Below are 16,110 nucleotides of genomic sequence, written 5' to 3' on the forward strand. Positions count from 1 at the left end.
GCTCTTCTCCGCTGCGAGGTTGCTCCATGAGCCAGGCCGGTCCCCTGCGCGGACTGCTCGACAACGTGCTGCGCGATCCCGCTCTGCGGCGCCTGGTCGACGCCGCGGACAGCCCTCGCCTCGTCGTGGAGGGCCCGGCCGCAGCGCGCCCGCTGACCGCCGCCGCGCTGTCCGCGGGCGCCGATCGCACGGTGCTGCTGGTCACCGCCACCGGCCGGGAGGCCGAGGAGGCCGCGGCCGCGACCGCCGACCTGCTCGGACCGGACTGCGTCGAGGTCTTCCCGTCCTGGGAGACGCTGCCGCACGAGCGCCTGTCGCCGCGCGCCGACACCGTGGGCCGCAGGTTGTCGGTGCTGCGGCGGCTCGCCCACCCCGAGGAACACCCGTGCGGGCGGATCCGGGTGCTGGTCACCACGGTCCGCAGCCTCATCCAGCCGATCGCGCCCGACCTCGGCGAACTCCGCCCGGTGCGGCTGTCGGTGGGGGACGAGGTCGACTTCCAGGAGACCGTCGAACGCCTGGCGGGCCTGGCCTACGAGCGGGTCGACATGGTCGAGAAGCGCGGTGAGTTCGCCGTGCGCGGTGGCATCGTCGACGTGTTCCCGCCCACCGAGGAGCACCCGCTGCGGGTGGAGTTCTGGGGCGACGAGGTCACCGAGATCCGCCCGTTCTCGGTCGCCGACCAGCGCTCGCTGCCCGAGGCCACCGACACCGACCTGGCCGCCCCGGCGTGCCGCGAGCTGCTGATCACCGAGCAGGTCGCCGAGCGTGCCACCAAGCTCGCCGAGCAGCACCAGGCCGATTCGCAGCTGTCGGAGATGCTGGGCAAGATCGCCGGTGGCGCCCCGGTCGAGGGCATGGAAGCGCTCATCCCCGCGCTGTGCGAGGGCGAGATGCAGCTGCTCAGCGACCTCGTCCCGGCGGGCACGCACGTGGTCCCGGCCGACCCGGAGAAGATCCACGCCCGCGCGGCCGACCTGGTGCGCACCGGGCAGGAGTTCCTCGAGGCGTCCTGGATGGTCGCCGCCGACGGCGGCAAGGCACCCATCGACCTGGGGGCCTCGGCCTACCGCAGCCTCGCCGAGGTCGCCGAGCACACCCGCGCCCTCGGCCTGCCCTGGTGGCCGCTGACCCAGCTGACCAGCGAGGAGGGCGAAGACGACGAGGTCGTCCGGTTGACCCTCAAGCAGCCCGAGGCCTACCGCGGCGAGATCGAGCGCGCCTACACCGACCTGCGCGCGCACACCGCCTCGGGCGGCGCGGCGGTGCTGGTGGTGGCCGGTGGCGGCACCGCGCAGCGCGCCGTGCAGCAGCTGCGCGAGGCCGAGCTGCCCGCCTCGCTGGCCGAGCACGGCCTCACCGAGGAACCCGCCCCCGGTGTGGTGACCGTCGTGCGCGGCGGTCTCGAGGACGGATTCGTCGCGCCGGAGATCGCGCTGGTCGTGCTCACCGAAGCGGACTTGACCGGCGGTCGGCACGGGACCTCCACCAAGGACATGCGGCGGATGCCGTCCCGCCGCCGCAACGCCGTGGACCCGCTGGCGCTCAAGACCGGCGACTACGTGGTCCACGAGCAGCACGGCATCGGCAAGTACGTCGAGATGGTGCAGCGCACGGTCGGCGGCGCGACCCGCGAGTACCTGGTGCTGGAGTACGCCTCCAGCAAGCGCGGCCAGCCCGGCGACCGGTTGTTCGTGCCGACCGACCAGCTCGACGAGGTCACCCGCTACGTGGGTGGCGAGGTGCCGACGCTGAACAAGCTCGGCGGGTCGGACTGGAAGAACACCAAGGCCAAGGCGCGCAAGGCGGTCAAGGAGATCGCCGCCGAGCTCGTCCAGCTCTACGCCGCCCGGCAGTCCTCGCCCGGCCACCCCTTCGGCGAGGACTCGCCGTGGCAGCGCGAGCTGGAGGACGCGTTCCCCTACACCGAGACCGGCGACCAGCTCGCCGCCATCGACGAGGTCAAGGGGGACATGCAGCGCTCGGTGCCGATGGACCGGGTGATCTGCGGTGACGTCGGCTACGGGAAGACCGAGATCGCGGTCCGCGCGGCGTTCAAGGCCGTGCAGGACGGCAAGCAGGTCGCCGTGCTGGTGCCGACGACGCTGCTCGCCCAGCAGCACCTGAGCACCTTCACCGACCGGATGCGCTCGTTCCCGGTCAACGTCAAGGGGCTGTCCCGGTTCACCGACCCGCTCGAGTCCGAGCAGACGATCAAGGGCCTGGCCGACGGCGAGGTCGACATCGTCATCGGCACGCACCGGCTGCTGCAGACCGGGGTCCGGTACAAGGACCTGGGTCTGGTGATCGTCGACGAGGAGCAGCGCTTCGGCGTCGAGCACAAGGAGCACATCAAGGCGCTGCGCACCCACGTCGACGTGCTGACCATGTCGGCGACGCCGATCCCGCGCACGCTCGAGATGAGCATGGCGGGCATCCGCGAGATGTCGACCATCCTGACCCCGCCGGAGGAGCGGCACCCGGTGCTGACCTACGTCGGCGCCTACGACCCGAAGCAGGTGGCCGCGGCGATCCGCCGCGAGCTGCTGCGCGACGGCCAGGTCTTCTTCGTGCACAACCGCGTCAGCGACATCGAGAAGGCGGCTCGCCAGCTGCGCGAACTCGTGCCGGAGGCGCGGATCGTCACCGCCCACGGGCAGATGAACGAGGACCGCCTGGAGAAGATCATCCAGGGCTTCTGGGAACGCGAGCACGACGTGCTGGTGTGCACCACGATCATCGAGACCGGCCTGGACATCTCCAACGCCAACACGCTGATCGTGGACCGCTCCGACATGCTGGGTCTCGCCCAGCTGCACCAGCTGCGCGGGCGCGTCGGCCGGGCGCGGGAGCGCGGCTACGCGTACTTCCTGTACCCGCCGGAGAAGCCGCTGACCGACACCGCGCACGACCGACTGGCGACCATCGCGCAGAACTCCGAGCTGGGTGCCGGCATGGCGGTGGCGATGAAGGACCTGGAGATCCGCGGGGCGGGCAACATCCTCGGCGCCGAGCAGTCCGGGCACATCGCCGGCGTCGGCTTCGACTTGTACGTCCGGCTGGTCGGGGAGGCCGTCGACGCGTTCCGCAAGCACGCCGGTGCCGAGCCCGCCGAGGGCGAGGAGGAGCTGACCGACGTGCGGGTGGACCTGCCCGTCGACGCGCACATCCCGCACGACTACGTGCCCGGCGAGCGGCTGCGCCTGGAGGCCTACCGGAAGCTGGCCGCCGCGGCGGATCCCGACGACCTGGAGGCGGTGCGCGCCGAGCTCACCGACCGCTACGGGCAGCTGCCCGAGCCGGTCGAGCGGCTGCTCAAGGTGGCCCGGTTCCGCCAGATCTGCCGCGAGCACGGGGTCCGCGAGGTGACGTTGCAGGGCTCGTCGCTGCGCTTCGCCCCGCTGGAACTCCCGGACTCGAAGCAGGTCCGGCTCAAGCGCCTGCACCCGAAGGCGGTCTACAAGCCGGCCATGCGCACCGTCTCCCTCCCGCGCCCCACCGAGGGCGCGGCCGGTGGGCGGATGGGAGCCCCGCCGCTCCGCGACGACGCCCTCCTCGACTGGTGCACCGACTTCCTGGAAACCCTCACCACCACCCCGGCCCCCGCCTGACCCCCCACGGCCGGGGCGCGGGCCGGGCCCGGGCGAACCTTCGCTCGGGTAACGACATCTCGCGCGCAATGTCGTTACTCCCGGCAACCACCTCCTGCGCGGGAGGTGCGCACGCTCGGCGTTGACCGGGGACCACTCGCCGGGGTGCCGCGGTGGTCCGCGCGTGTCGGGTGGAAGGGCGGCAACGTCGCGCGCAATGTCGTTCGTCCCGGTGACGAGCGTCCGCGCGGGGTGTGGGCACGACATGTCCGGCTCGGCGGTTGACCAGGGTGCACTCGCCGGGGCGTCGCGGCGGTTTCGTGCGTGTCGGGTCCGAGCGGGGCGATGTCGCGCGGGATGTGAGCTCGAGGCGCACGGCTCGGTTCTGCAGGGTGTGTCAGGCCTTCGCGGTGGCGAAATGGCGACTCCGGACAGTGTTGTGGCTTCATCTCAGGGTGACTTCGTGAGAGGGTGCCCGCGTGACGATCTCGCTGCGCCGTGGCCGCTTGTTCGCCTCTCTCGCCGTTGCCGGTGTGCTGTTGTCGGGTTGTGGGTCGGGGCCTGGCGAGGCGGGGTCCGCCGCGATCGTGGGTGACCAGCGGATCCCGGTGGCCGAGGTGCAGACCTGGTTCTCCGAGGTGCTGGCCAAGGAGCCGGAGCTGAAGCCGCAGCTGCGGCAGCAGGGCCAGTACGACGAGCTCGGGCGGACGCTGGCCGGGCAGCTGGTGCGCCAGGAGCTCGCCGAGCAGGCCGCGCGGGAGAACGGGATCACCGTGTCGGAGCAGCAGATCACAGACATGATCAACCAGTGGGGCGGTCCGCAAGCCACCGAGGGCAAGATCTTCACGCCCGGCAACCTGCACGAGATGGCCCGGACCGAGGCGCTGGTGACCGAGCTGGGCCGCCGCTACTTCGACGGGCTCGCGGTCACCTTCGACTTCACCCAGGCCACCACCCGCGCCGAGGCCGAGCGCAAGGCCCACCAGATGGCGCAGGGCGACGCGGCGGTGCGCGAGCTGATCGCGGCCGACGCCGGGGCGGGCCTGCCGGCCGCGGCGGGACAGCACCTGCGGGCCGTTGACAGCCCGAAGCTCGCCGCCTCGACGCCGCTGTTCAGCGCCGAGCCGGGCACGGTCCTGGCCTTCGAGCCCGAACCGAACTCCGGGCAGTGGCTGGTCGCGCTCGTCCGGGAGCGGAAGGCGGCGCCCGTGCCGAACCCGGCCGGTGGGGTGGACGACCAGACGCTGCAGGGCGTCGGCAGCTTCTTGCTGGGCACCACCGCCGACCGCGTCGGGGTCGTGCTCAGCCCCCGCTACGGCGTGTGGGACCCCCTGGAACTGCGGCCGGTGCCCAACGAGGACGAGACCACCGGTTTCCGCATCGAACCGCAGGGTTCCTCAGGCGCCTGACGAGAACCGCCGCGGTGTGGGGAACGTCGCTGAACCCCGGCGTGCCGCGGTTGGGACAATCGCGGTATGAGCGAGTTCCGGGTGGCTGAAGGCACTGCGATCGTCCTGGTCGACGACCGGCTCGGCGAGGCCCTGCCCGCCGCCGCGTTGCCGCTGGTCCGCAAGGCCGACGAGGTCTACGCGCACGCCGGGTTGTCGACCGCGACCAAGGCTGCGCTGGAGGCGCCGGAAGCCCCCGATGACCTCCTCGTGCGCGCGACCACCTCGCCCGTCGTGCTGATCGCCGGCGAGGTGGACGCCTCCGTGGAAGCGCTGCGCGCCGCGGGTGCCGTCGTGGTCGCCGCGCCCGCGCCCGCCGGGGTCGAGCTGCTGGACGCGGTCACCGTGATGGACCGGCTCCGCTCTCCCGGCGGCTGCCCTTGGGACGCCGAGCAGGACCACGAGTCGCTGCGCCAGTACCTCGTCGAGGAGACCTACGAACTGCTCGACGCGATCGCCGAGAAGGACCGCGAAGCGCTGCGCGAGGAGCTCGGCGACGTGCTGCTGCAGGTCCTCTTCCACGCCAGGGTCGCCGCCGAGGACGCCGATGACCCGTTCGGCATCGACACCGTCGCGGCAGGTCTGGTCAGCAAGCTCGTCAGCAGGCACCCGCACGTCTTCGCCGACGACACCACCGTGACCGACACCGAGTCGCAGCACGTGCGCTGGGAAGAGCTGAAGCAGCAGGAGAAGCAGCGCGAGTCCATCGTGGACGGTGTCGCGCTGGGGCAGCCGGCGGTGGCGCTGGCGGCCAAGCTCACGCAGCGGGCCCTTCGCGCCGGAATTCCGCTGGAGGCCATGCCTTCCGGCACGGACACCGGCTCCGCGCTGTTCGCGCTGGCGGCCCAGGGCAAGCTCCACGGGACCGACCCGGAGGACGCGCTGCGCACCGTGGCGCTGGAGTTCGCCGCGCGCGTCCGCGCCGCTGAACGCCGCGCCCGCGACGCCGGGAACACCGAGCTCACCGCCGATGACTGGCGCGAGCTGCTCAGCGACCCCGCGCAGTCCGATGCGTGACCGCCGGCTGCTGGCGCTGCCGCTGCTGTTGGCCCTCGGCGCCTGCTCCCCGCAGCCCACGACGCCGTTCGAACCACCCTCGGCGTCGGCTCCGCCGGACCCCGGCATCGATCCGCCCGCGGTCCAGCTGCTCGCCGAAGGAGCCCGGGCGCCGCAGCGGCCGCAGGCGCAGCTGACCGACTGGTCGGAGCGGATGTCCGACCGCCTCAACATCCCGCGCGCGGCGCTGCAGGCCTACGGCTACGCGCAGCTGGCGGTGGGCACCGACGCCGCTGGGTGCGGGGTGAGCTGGACGGTGCTGGCGGGCATCGGTGCGGTCGAGTCCAGCCACGGCAGGCACGGCGGTTCCCGGCTCGACGAGACCGCCCGACCCCACCCGCGGATCATCGGTCTGCCGCTGGACGGCAGCGCCGGCGTCAAGCAGATCCACGACACCGACGGCGGTGCGCTCGACGGGGATCCGGTGTGGGACCGGGCGGTCGGGCCGCTCCAGTTCATCCCGACCACGTGGCGCGAGTACCAGTCCGACGCCGACGGTGATGGTGTCGCCGATCCGCAGGACCTCGACGACGCAGCGCTGACCGCGGCCCGCTACCTGTGCGCGGTCGGCCAGGACATGCGCGACGGGGACCGGTTCTGGACGGCGCTGCTGGACTACAACCAGTCCCGCAGCTACGGCCAGGAGGTCCTCGACTACGCCGACCACTACGGCAGGTCGAGCCGGTCACTGCCCGCCGAAGGCTGATCTCGCACCGTGGTCGGTGCCTTGAAGTGCTGGAGCACGGGGCTACCTGCAAGTAGCCTGTGCGGGTGATCAGGACCTCGCCAACGGTGCTCGCGGCCCTCGGACGTCTCGCGCTGGCCGTCTCCCTGCTGGCGTCGATGGTCGTCGGCGTCGCCCTGGTCAACCTCCTCGGAACGCCGCCGAAGGCACCAGTGGCCGCGCCACCGCGCCCCGAGGACCCCAAGCCCGCGCAGGTCGAGCCCGGCTCGGCCGCGCCGCCGGTGGAAGTCCCGCAGGTGGAGGTCCAGCCGCAGCCGCAGCCGGGGGTGGACCCGGTGCGCGAGTGGGCGAACCAGGTCTCCGCGGTCGTCGACCTGCCGGCGCGCGCCGTCGTCTCCTACGTCAACGCCGACTTGGTGATGCGCCAGCACCAGCCGAGCTGCCGGGTCTCCTGGACCACGCTGGCCGGCATCGGGCGCATCGAGTCCAACCACGGCCGCTTCGGCCACCGGCAGCTGCGCGAGGACGCCCGGCCCTCGGTGCCGATCATCGGCATCAAGCTCGACGGCGGCCCCAACGTGCGGTTGATCCCGGACAGCGACGGCGGAACGCTGGACGGCGACGTCGAGCACGACCGCGCGGTCGGGCCGATGCAGTTCATCCCGTCGACCTGGCGCAGGTGGGCCACGGACGGCAGCGGCGACGGTCGCGGCGACCCGCAGAACCTCGACGACGCCGCCATCGCCGCCGCCCGCTACCTGTGCGCGAACGGTCGTGACATGTCCACCGGCTCGGGCTGGTGGCAGGGCGTCATGTCCTACAACAACTCCGTCGAGTACGCCCAGAAGGTCTACGGCCTCGCCGAGACCTACGCCGCAGCAGGCAATCCCCGCCGCTGACCGGCACCCTGCGCGCTCGCCCGGTGGCGGTGCGCCGACCAACGCGGTGATCGGACCTACCGGGGCGAACCGGGGTCGACGCTGCTGGCACGGGGGGATGGGAGTGCTGGGAGGCGGAGTGCGCCGTGGTGGGGACTGGGAGCGCTGCTGGGGGTGAGCTGCGCGAACTTGCGCGATCAAGGCGCGGGCGGTGAGTCGCGGCGTGCACGTCAGCGGCGGGCCAGACGGAGGGACCTCGGCGATCAGGACGGACCACCTGGGTGATCGGAATTCCGGAACCCGAGGTCGAAGGGCTGACGTCGCCGCCACGGCGGAGTGGCGGTCGCGGGCGGGCCTGCCGTGAGCGGAGCGCCGGGGCGGAAGGCCGTCGCGGGCAGGCCAGGCGGCCGTGGGCGGGCGCCGGGCTGCTGGGTCAGGAGGAGCGGATGGCGATGTGGGCGTTGATCTCGCCCAGCGCTTCCTGGTACGCCGGGTCCGGGTTCATCGTGGCGGCGAGGCGGATCTGAGCTCGGGCTTCGGTGAGGCGGCCCTGGCGTTGCAGGGTGCGTCCCAGCACCAGGCGCGCGTAGTGGTCGGACGGGTCGAACTCCAGCACGCGGCGGAAGGCCCGTTCGGCGCGGTTCAGCTGGGCCGTGAAGAAGTACGCCCGCCCCAGCAGCAGCTGCACGGAGGGCTTGTCCTGGGCGACGTCGACCACGGGTTCGAGGACTCGGAGGGCTTCCAGCGGGCGGCGTTGCGCGAGCAGTTCCTCCGCTCGCCGGAACGCTTCGACGGTGCCTTCTGTCGTCATGGCGCGGACAACGTTAATCCGCGATCGGCTGTTCCGAGACGTCCGACCGGATGGACTTGCGGAGGTGCCAGGAGGTCCCAGCGGCGCCGTCCGCCCCAGGTCGGAAGTGCCGTGACCTCCGGGGAGGTCAACGGCGGGCGAACAGCAGGTGTGCAGTTCGAGCGGCGCAGATCACGGCATCGCGAGTCTGCGGCGAGCGCTGCACGGGCCCGGTTAGGCTCGTAGGCGGTTGTCGGGGCGGACGGCCGGTTCGCGGCGTGCGGGAACGTCGTGGCGGTTGTTCCCGTCCTATGGATCCAAGCTGGTTAGGAGCACACGTGGCGATCATCGAACAGGTCGGCGCCCGCGAGATCCTCGATTCGCGCGGTAATCCCACCGTCGAGGTCGAAGTGGCATTGGAGGACGGCACGCTCAGCCGCGCGGCAGTCCCCTCGGGCGCCTCGACCGGCGAACACGAGGCCGTCGAGTTGCGCGACGGTGACGCCGGCCGCTACGGCGGCAAGGGTGTGGAGAACGCCGTCTCGGCCGTGCTGGACGAGATCGGCCCTGAGCTGACCGGCCTGGACGCCACCGAGCAGCGCGTGGTCGACCAGAAGCTGGTGGACCTCGACGGCACCCCGGCCAAGTCCCGGCTGGGCGCCAACGCGATCCTGGGCGTCTCGCTGGCGGTGGCCAAGGCCGCCGCCGAGGCTTCCGAGCTGGAGCTGTTCCGCTACATCGGTGGCCCGAACGCGCACGTGCTGCCGGTGCCGATGATGAACATCCTCAACGGTGGTGCCCACGCCGACACCGGTGTGGACGTCCAGGAGTTCATGATCGCGCCGATCGGTGCGGACACCTTCGCCGACGCGCTGCGCTGGGGCGCGGAGACCTACCACGCGCTGAAGTCGGTGCTGAAGTCGAAGGGCCTGCCCACCGGCCTGGGCGACGAGGGCGGTTTCGCCCCCGACCTGCCCAACAACCGCGAGGCGCTGGACCTGATCGCGACCGCGATCGACAAGGCCGGTTACAAGCTGGGCCGCGACATCGTGCTCGCCCTGGACGTGGCCGCCACCGAGTTCTTCAGCGAGGGCACCTACAACTTCGAGGGGTCCAAGCGCACCGCCGACCAGATGGCGGAGTACTACCAGGAGCTCGTCAACGCCTACCCGCTGGTGTCCATCGAGGACCCGCTGAGCGAGGACGACTGGGACGGCTGGGCCAAGCTGACCAAGCAGGTCGGCGACAAGGTCCAGCTGGTGGGCGACGACCTGTTCGTCACCAACCCGGAGCGCCTGGAGGACGGCATCAACAAGGGTGTCGCCAACGCGCTGCTGGTCAAGGTCAACCAGATCGGCACGCTCTCGGAGACCCTGGACGCGGTCAGCCTGGCCACCTCCTGCGGCTACAAGAGCATGATGAGCCACCGCTCCGGCGAGACCGAGGACACCACGATCGCCGACCTGGCGGTGGCCACCGGCTGCGGCCAGATCAAGACGGGTGCTCCGGCGCGCAGCGAGCGGGTTGCCAAGTACAACCAGCTGCTGCGCATCGAAGAGGGCCTCGGCGACGCCGCCCGCTACGCGGGTGACCTGGCGTTCCCGCGGTTCAACGCGGAGAGCTGAGCCGTGCCGGCCGGGCGCGCGTCCGAACCGCGAGGACGCGGCGAGCGGAAGGTTCCGCCGTCGCGCCGACCGGTGCGCGCCCGCCGGACCCCGGCCCAGCGCAAGGCCACCGGTTCGCCGGGCGTGGCGAAGCGACGCCCGGCGAACCGGCAGAAGTCCAGCACCGGCGGCGCGTTCAAGCTCTCCTCGACGCGCCGCGCGGCGGTGCTGGCCCTGCTGGTGTGCGTGATGGCGCTGAGCGTGGCGGTGCCGCTGCGCACCTACCTCAGCCAGCGCGACGAGCTCGCTGCGCAGCAAGCGCAGCAGGCCGAGCTGGAGGTCCAGGTCCGCCAGCTCGAGCAGCGCAAGCAGGAGCTCTCCGATCCGGCGCAGGTCGAGGCGGAGGCGCGGGCGCGGCTCGGCTACGTCCGGCCGGGCGAGACGCCGTACATCGTGCAGGTGCCGCAGGCCCCGGCGGCGCCGCCTCCGCTGGCACCCGGTGACGACGGCGTGCCCTGGTACGAGGAGATCTGGAACTCGGTGATGGGGAAGGATTCGTGACGGTGGAAACGTCGCAGATCAGCGCGGCGGACCGGGAGTGCGTCCGGCGTCAGCTCGGACGGCCGCCCCGAGGGCTGCACGCGATCGCCGCACGTGACGCCTCCGGTGAGCCCACGGTCGTGCAGACCTGGCCGCGGTTGGAGGACGGCACCCCGTTCCCGACGCTGTACTACCTGACGGCCCCCGATCTCACGGCGCACGCCTCGACGTTCGAGGCCGAGGGCCTGATGAAGGAGATGCAGGACCGCCTCGCGACCGATGCCGAGCTCGCCGCGGCCTACCGGCGCGCCCACGAGGCCTACCTCGCCGAGCGGAACGCGCTGGAGTCGCTGGGCACGGACGTCAGCGCCGGGGGCATGCCCGATCGCGTCAAGTGCCTGCACGTCCACATCGCCCACGCCCTCGCGAAGGGACCGGGCGTGAACCCGTTCGGTGACGAGGCCCTCGAGCTCATCGCCGAACGCTGGCCCGAGCACCGCTACTTGATCAACCGCTGAGGTCCGGCCGGGTGGCCCTCGCCCCTGGGTCGCCCGGGGCGAGGGATACCCAGCATCCTCACTGACCTGGTGCGATGCGGTCGAAGAGCGCCTTGGGGTTGGCGATGGGCGTGGAACCGAACGTGCGTCCGGGCTCGCCCAGGCGCGTCGCGATGAACGCGTCCGACACCGACGGCGGGGCGTAGCGCTGGAGCAGCGACGCCTGCAGCGTCAGCGCCAGCGACTCGGCCAGGGCACGTGCCCGCTCCGGCCGAGGATCGGCGAGTTCCGCCCGCACGCGGTGCACGGCGTGGTCGTAGGTCGCGTTCTCGCCGGCCGCGGCGTCGAGCTCGGCGAGGATCGCCTCCCGGCTCGTCGGCTGCTTGGCCAGGGCGCGCAGCAGGTCGAGGGCGGTGACGTTGCCGGAGCCCTCCCAGATCGACATCAGCGGTGCCTCTCGGTAGAGGCGCGGCATGCCGGACTCCTCGACGTAACCGTTGCCGCCCAGGCACTCCAGCGCCTCGGCCACCACGTAGGGCGCGCGCTTGCAGACGAAGAACTTCGTCGCCGGCAGCGCCAGCCGCAGCAGGTCGTGCTCCTCCTGCTCCACGGCCGCGGCGAGCCGCATCGCCAGCGTCGTGGCCGCTTCCGACTCCAGCGCCAGGTCGGCGACGACCTGCTGCATCAGGGGCTGGTCGGCCAGCCGCGCGCCGAACGCGCTGCGCTGCTGCACGTGGTGGGCGGCTTCGGACAGCGCGATGCGGACGTTGGCAGCCGCGCCCAGCACGCAGTCGAGCCTGGTCATCGACACCATCTCGATGATGCAGCGGACGCCGCGGCCCTCCTCGCCGATGAGGTGCCCGATGGCGCCGGTGTACTCGATCTCGGAGGAGGCGTTGGACTTGTTGCCCAGCTTGTCCTTGAGCCGCTGCAGCCGGATCTCGTTGCGGGTGCCGTCCGGCAGCACTCGCGGCACCAGGAAGCAGCTCACCCCGTTCTGGGTCTGCGCCAGCGTCAGGAACAGGTCGTCCATCGGCGCCGAGGTGAACCACTTGTGCCCGATGAGCCGGTAGGTGCCGTCGGCCAGCGGCTCGGCGGTGGTGGTGTTGGCGCGGACGTCGGAACCGCCCTGCTTCTCGGTCATCGACATGCCCGCCAGCAGCGCCGACTTCTCCTGCGGTGCGCGCAGGCCGAACTCGTAGCCGCTCGCGGTCAGCTTCGGCTCGAACTCGGCGGCGAGCTCGGGGGACCAGCGCAGCGCGGGCACCGCGGAGTAGGTCATCGAGATCGGGCAGCCGTGCCCGGCCTCCGCCTGCGACCACAGGTAGAAGCCTGCTGCCCGGCGCAGGTGGGCTCCGGGCCCCTGGGCCCACGGCGCGGCGTGCAAGCCGTGGCCGATCGCCCGCTCCATCAGCCAGTGCCAGGACGGGTGGTACTCGACCTCGTCGATGCGGTTCCCGTAGCGGTCGTGGGTGCGCAGCTGGGGAGGGTTCTCGTCGGCGAGCCTGCCGTGCTCGCGCGCTTCGGCCGACCCGGCTTCCAGGGCGAGCGCGGTGAGGTCGCCGACCGCGTAGCGGGTCAGCGCCGAGCCCAGCGCGGGGTCGCAGGCGAGTGGGTCGAAGCCCGACAGCGGCGAGGACTGGTTGGAGACCTGGTGAGTGCTGAACACGCGCAGCTCGTCGGTGAGCGTCATGGTCAGGAGCCTAAGCTCGACCGCCCCTCCAGATGAATGCCTCGACCGGTTTCCGGGTGGATTCGTCGGGCTGTCGTTCGTGCGGGTTCGTGCGGCTCGGTCGGGTGAACATGGCGGTTCGCCGGTCGGCGAGTCGTTCGGAGGTGGTGTATCCAGGGATTCGGCTTCGGCGGACGGCGCGAACTCGGTTCTGGGGGTCTGACGGGTGGCGAACCGCGACTACAGGTTCCGGCGGAACAGGCGGACGCGCGCGGCGGAGCGCTATCGCGGGCGGAGATGGCTGGCGGCCACCGCGATGGCTCCGGTGCTGGCGCTGCCGGCGGCGCTGGTGAGCGCCTCGGCGTTGCCGACCGGGACCGGTCAGCACGCTCCGGACCTGCGGCAGCTGGGCGCGAGCGGGACCCTGCCGCAGGCGCCGGTGCTCAACCCCCGGCTGCTCGACGAGCTCGCCGATCCCGCGCAGCTGGCCCAGGTGCCGCCACCCGCTCCGCGCGTGGAGCTTCCGCCCGGTGAGCTGGGCATCCCCGAACCGGTGCTGGCCGCGTACGTGAAGGCCGCCCGCTCGGTGGAGCAGACCTCCGCGTGCGGGTTGCACTGGTCGGTGCTGGCGTCGATCGGTCGCATCGAGTCCGGCCACGCGCGCAACGGCGACCTCGACGTCAACGGCACGACCGTGCACGCGATCCTCGGCCCGCGGCTCTCGGGCGGACCGGGCATCGCGGCGATCCGGGACACCGACGCCGGCCGGTTCGACGGCGACCCGGTGTGGGACCGGGCGGTCGGGCCGATGCAGTTCATCCCCGCGACTTGGCGGAAGTTCGCGACCGACGGCAACGAGGACGGTGTCGAGAGCCCGCACAACCTGCCCGACTCGGCGGCCGCCGCCGGGAACTACCTCTGCGAGGGCGGTGCCGACCTCAACGATCCGCGTGCCCTCGCGGCAGCGGTGTTCCGCTACAACCACTCTGAGAGCTACGTCCGCACGGTGCTGGTCTGGGCGGACGCCTACCGCCGGGGTGTCACCCCGACGCCGGCCGAGCTGGCGCCGGAGAGCCGCGACGTGCTGGCCGGGGACCGCCTGCCCGCCGAACCCGACGTCGTGGCGCTGCCCGAACCCGAGCCGCTGACGATTCCGGAGATCGAGCCGGTCCCGCCGGTGGAGGACCCGCGGCCGCTGGCGCTCGCCCCGACGGAGCCCGAGCCGGAGGCCTCCGCCGCCCAGCCCGCGCCCCCTCGGCCCGAGCCCGAGGCGGCCGACGAGTCCGAGACCCAGACCGAGACGGGGCTGGGGCTGGTTCCGACGCCGACTTCGCTGCCGCTTCCACCGCAGGACCAGGACCAGCAACCGCAGCTCCCCTCACCGCAGGGCCAGACGCCGCACGACTCGGGACTGCTGCCGCAGGACCAGGACCAGCAACCGCAGCTCCCCTCACCGCAGGGCCAGACGCCGCACGACTCGGGACTGCTGCCGCAGGACCAGGACCAGCAACCGCAGCACCAGCCGCCGCGGGACCAGCTGCAGTCGCCGCAGGCTCAGCCGCAGGACCACCAGTCGCTGGTCTCGCCGGTCGAGCCCACGCCGCCCGGGTCGCCGGACGAGGCGGTGGGCGGACACGCAGGTGGCGGCTCGCCGGGTACGTCAGGGACCCCGACGCCTCCGCCGTCGACCGACGCACCGCCGTCGACCGCGTCCGGTTCGCCGATGGAGCCGTCGTCGTCCGAGGACCCGGTGCCGACCGAGCACCGGCCGTCGGCCGGGAGCCAGCCGTCGTCGGAGCTGCCGACCGAGACCCCGACCGAGACCCCGACCGAGACCCCGACCGAGACCCCGACGCCGACCGAGACCCCGACGCCGACCGAGACGCCGGCCGGGTCCTCCTCGTCGACCGGTCCTGTGCCGCAGCAGCAGTCGAGCATGCCGTTGATGCCCGCGATGCCGTCGAGGCAGGAGTCCGCGTGCGACAGGAACCTGCTCGACCAGGGCGCGTTCGCCCTGGTGCCGGGTGTGGTCGCGGAGCTGCAGCCGCCGGAGGTGGTCAGGTCGTTGACGGCGGGGACCACGGTGGTCGCCGACTCCGACCGCGACGGCATCGGCGAGCCCTGCACCGTTCCTGAGGGCTACACGCCTCAGCAGTAGCCCACGCCGGACCCCGGCACCGGGCCGCGCACGTCACGTGCGCGGCCCGGCGTTCGAACGGGGCCGATCCGCGACCGTTAGCGTTGGGGTGGCCGCCGGAAACGCCGGTGCGCTGCTGGTCGAGGAGGGTGCGATGGCACGGGTTGCGGCGATCGACTGCGGGACGAACTCGATTCGCCTGCTGGTCGCGGACGTCACGGTGCACGACGACGGGCGCAAGGACCTGCGCGACATCTACCGCACGATGCGCATCGTCCGGCTCGGCCAGGGAGTCGACGCCACCGGCCGGCTCGCGCCGGAGGCGATCGAGCGCACGCGCGAAGCGCTGGTCGACTACGCCGCGATGGCTGCGCGCAAGGGGGTCGAGCGCGTCCGGATGGTGGCGACCTCGGCGACCCGCGACGCGGAGAACCGCGAGGACTTCTTCTCGATGGTGCGCGACACGCTCGGTGTCGACGCCGAGGTGATCAGCGGTGACGAGGAGGCGCGGCTGTCGTTCGTCGGCGCCGTGGGCGACCTCGACCCGTGGGACGGCCCGTTCGTGGTGACCGACGTCGGCGGCGGATCCACCGAGGTCGTGGTGGGCAACTGGGACGGCGCGAACGCCGACATCACCGCCGCCCACTCCGCCGACATCGGTTGCGTGCGGTTGACCGAGCGGTGCCTGCGCAACGACCCGCCCACCGACGAAGAGGTCCTGGAAGCCGAGAAGGTGGCCCGACAGGTCCTCGACGAGGCCTTCGCCCGGGTGGACGTCAGCGGGGCCAGGACCTGGGTCGGAGTCGCCGGAACCGTCACGACCCTCTCCGCTGTTGCACAGGATTTGCCGGAATACGATCCGCAGGCCATTCACCTTTCCCACATTTCCCAGAACCGAGTCGAACGAATCGCCGAACAGCTCCTTTCCTCGTCCCACGAGGAGCGTTCGCAGATCGGCTCGATGCACCCGGGTCGCGTGGACGTCATCGGGGGCGGTGCGCTGGTGGTCAAGGTTCTGGCCGAAGAGTTTTCGGAGCGCAGCGGCATCACGTCGATGATCGCGAGCGAACACGACATCTTGGACGGCATCGCCCTGTCCATCAGCTAGTTCTCAAGTACTGGTCCTCCCGTTCCGATTGCAAAGAACGGGAACGGAGAATCGATTCAGAAAGTGACGGCTTTGTGACACTGCATTGTCGCCGCCCGGTTCTCA

12 protein-coding genes are annotated in these 16,110 nt (G+C 72.0%); 10 read left to right on the forward strand and 2 right to left on the reverse strand.

Going from position 1 to position 16,110, the window contains the following annotated elements:
• Positions 1-26: 26 nt before the first annotated feature.
• From mfd to EIL87_RS15685, 5 genes are all read left to right on the forward strand, one after another.
• Positions 27-3,611 carry a transcription-repair coupling factor gene (mfd, locus tag EIL87_RS15665; RefSeq protein WP_125091287.1) on the forward strand — a complete coding sequence of 1,195 codons (3,585 nt, stop codon included), beginning with the start codon at positions 27-29 and terminating at the stop codon, positions 3,609-3,611.
• A gap of 458 nt (positions 3,612-4,069) precedes the next feature.
• A complete protein-coding gene (locus tag EIL87_RS15670) occupies positions 4,070-4,999 on the forward strand; it encodes a SurA N-terminal domain-containing protein (protein WP_233576280.1) in 930 nt (309 codons plus the stop codon).
• Between the two features lie 66 nt (positions 5,000-5,065).
• Positions 5,066-6,055: a MazG family protein gene (locus EIL87_RS15675; RefSeq protein WP_125091288.1), complete on the forward strand. Its 990-nt coding sequence runs from the start codon at positions 5,066-5,068 to the stop codon at positions 6,053-6,055.
• A complete protein-coding gene (locus tag EIL87_RS15680) occupies positions 6,048-6,800 on the forward strand; it encodes a lytic transglycosylase domain-containing protein (protein WP_125091289.1) in 753 nt (250 codons plus the stop codon). The genes EIL87_RS15675 and EIL87_RS15680 overlap by 8 nt, the downstream gene beginning before the upstream one ends.
• Before the next feature lie 65 nt (positions 6,801-6,865).
• Positions 6,866-7,678, forward strand: coding sequence for a lytic transglycosylase domain-containing protein (locus tag EIL87_RS15685; protein ID WP_233576281.1), 813 nt, complete (start codon positions 6,866-6,868; stop codon positions 7,676-7,678).
• 412 nt (positions 7,679-8,090) lie between these two features.
• On the opposite strand, the gene EIL87_RS15690 is transcribed toward EIL87_RS15685, so the two are convergent.
• The gene (locus EIL87_RS15690) at positions 8,091-8,468 is read right to left on the reverse strand and encodes a tetratricopeptide repeat protein (RefSeq protein ID WP_125091290.1); all 378 of its coding nucleotides are present in this window, start codon (positions 8,466-8,468) and stop codon (positions 8,091-8,093) included.
• A 317-nt stretch (positions 8,469-8,785) separates the two neighbouring features.
• Here EIL87_RS15690 and eno point away from each other — a divergent pair, with 317 nt between their 5' ends.
• From eno to EIL87_RS15705, 3 genes are all read left to right on the forward strand, one after another.
• On the forward strand, positions 8,786-10,072 hold the full coding sequence (eno, locus tag EIL87_RS15695; RefSeq protein ID WP_125091291.1) for a phosphopyruvate hydratase: 1,287 nt from the start codon (positions 8,786-8,788) through the stop codon (positions 10,070-10,072).
• Positions 10,073-10,144: 72 nt separating this feature from the next.
• Positions 10,145-10,612 (forward strand): FtsB family cell division protein, encoded by a 468-nt coding sequence (locus EIL87_RS15700; RefSeq protein WP_125091292.1) that lies wholly within the window; start codon positions 10,145-10,147, stop codon positions 10,610-10,612.
• Positions 10,613-10,614: 2 nt separating this feature from the next.
• Entirely contained in the window at positions 10,615-11,109 is a 495-nt protein-coding gene (locus tag EIL87_RS15705; protein WP_407690547.1) for a DUF501 domain-containing protein, read from the forward strand.
• 58 nt (positions 11,110-11,167) lie between these two features.
• Here EIL87_RS15705 and EIL87_RS15710 read toward each other — a convergent pair whose 3' ends face one another.
• On the reverse strand, positions 11,168-12,781 hold the full coding sequence (locus EIL87_RS15710; protein ID WP_407690543.1) for an acyl-CoA dehydrogenase family protein: 1,614 nt from the start codon (positions 12,779-12,781) through the stop codon (positions 11,168-11,170).
• A 295-nt stretch (positions 12,782-13,076) separates the two neighbouring features.
• On the opposite strand from EIL87_RS15710, the gene EIL87_RS27090 reads away from it, so the two are divergent.
• Positions 13,077-14,918, forward strand: a complete 1,842-nt coding sequence (locus EIL87_RS27090) for a lytic transglycosylase domain-containing protein (RefSeq protein ID WP_233576282.1) — start codon at positions 13,077-13,079, stop codon at positions 14,916-14,918.
• Positions 14,919-15,051: 133 nt separating this feature from the next.
• Positions 15,052-16,005, forward strand: a complete 954-nt coding sequence (locus EIL87_RS15720; RefSeq protein WP_125091580.1) for a Ppx/GppA phosphatase family protein — start codon at positions 15,052-15,054, stop codon at positions 16,003-16,005.
• Positions 16,006-16,110: the final 105 nt, after the last annotated feature.

Source organism: Saccharopolyspora rhizosphaerae (assembly GCF_003931915.1).
GTDB lineage: Bacteria > Actinomycetota > Actinomycetes > Mycobacteriales > Pseudonocardiaceae > Saccharopolyspora > Saccharopolyspora rhizosphaerae.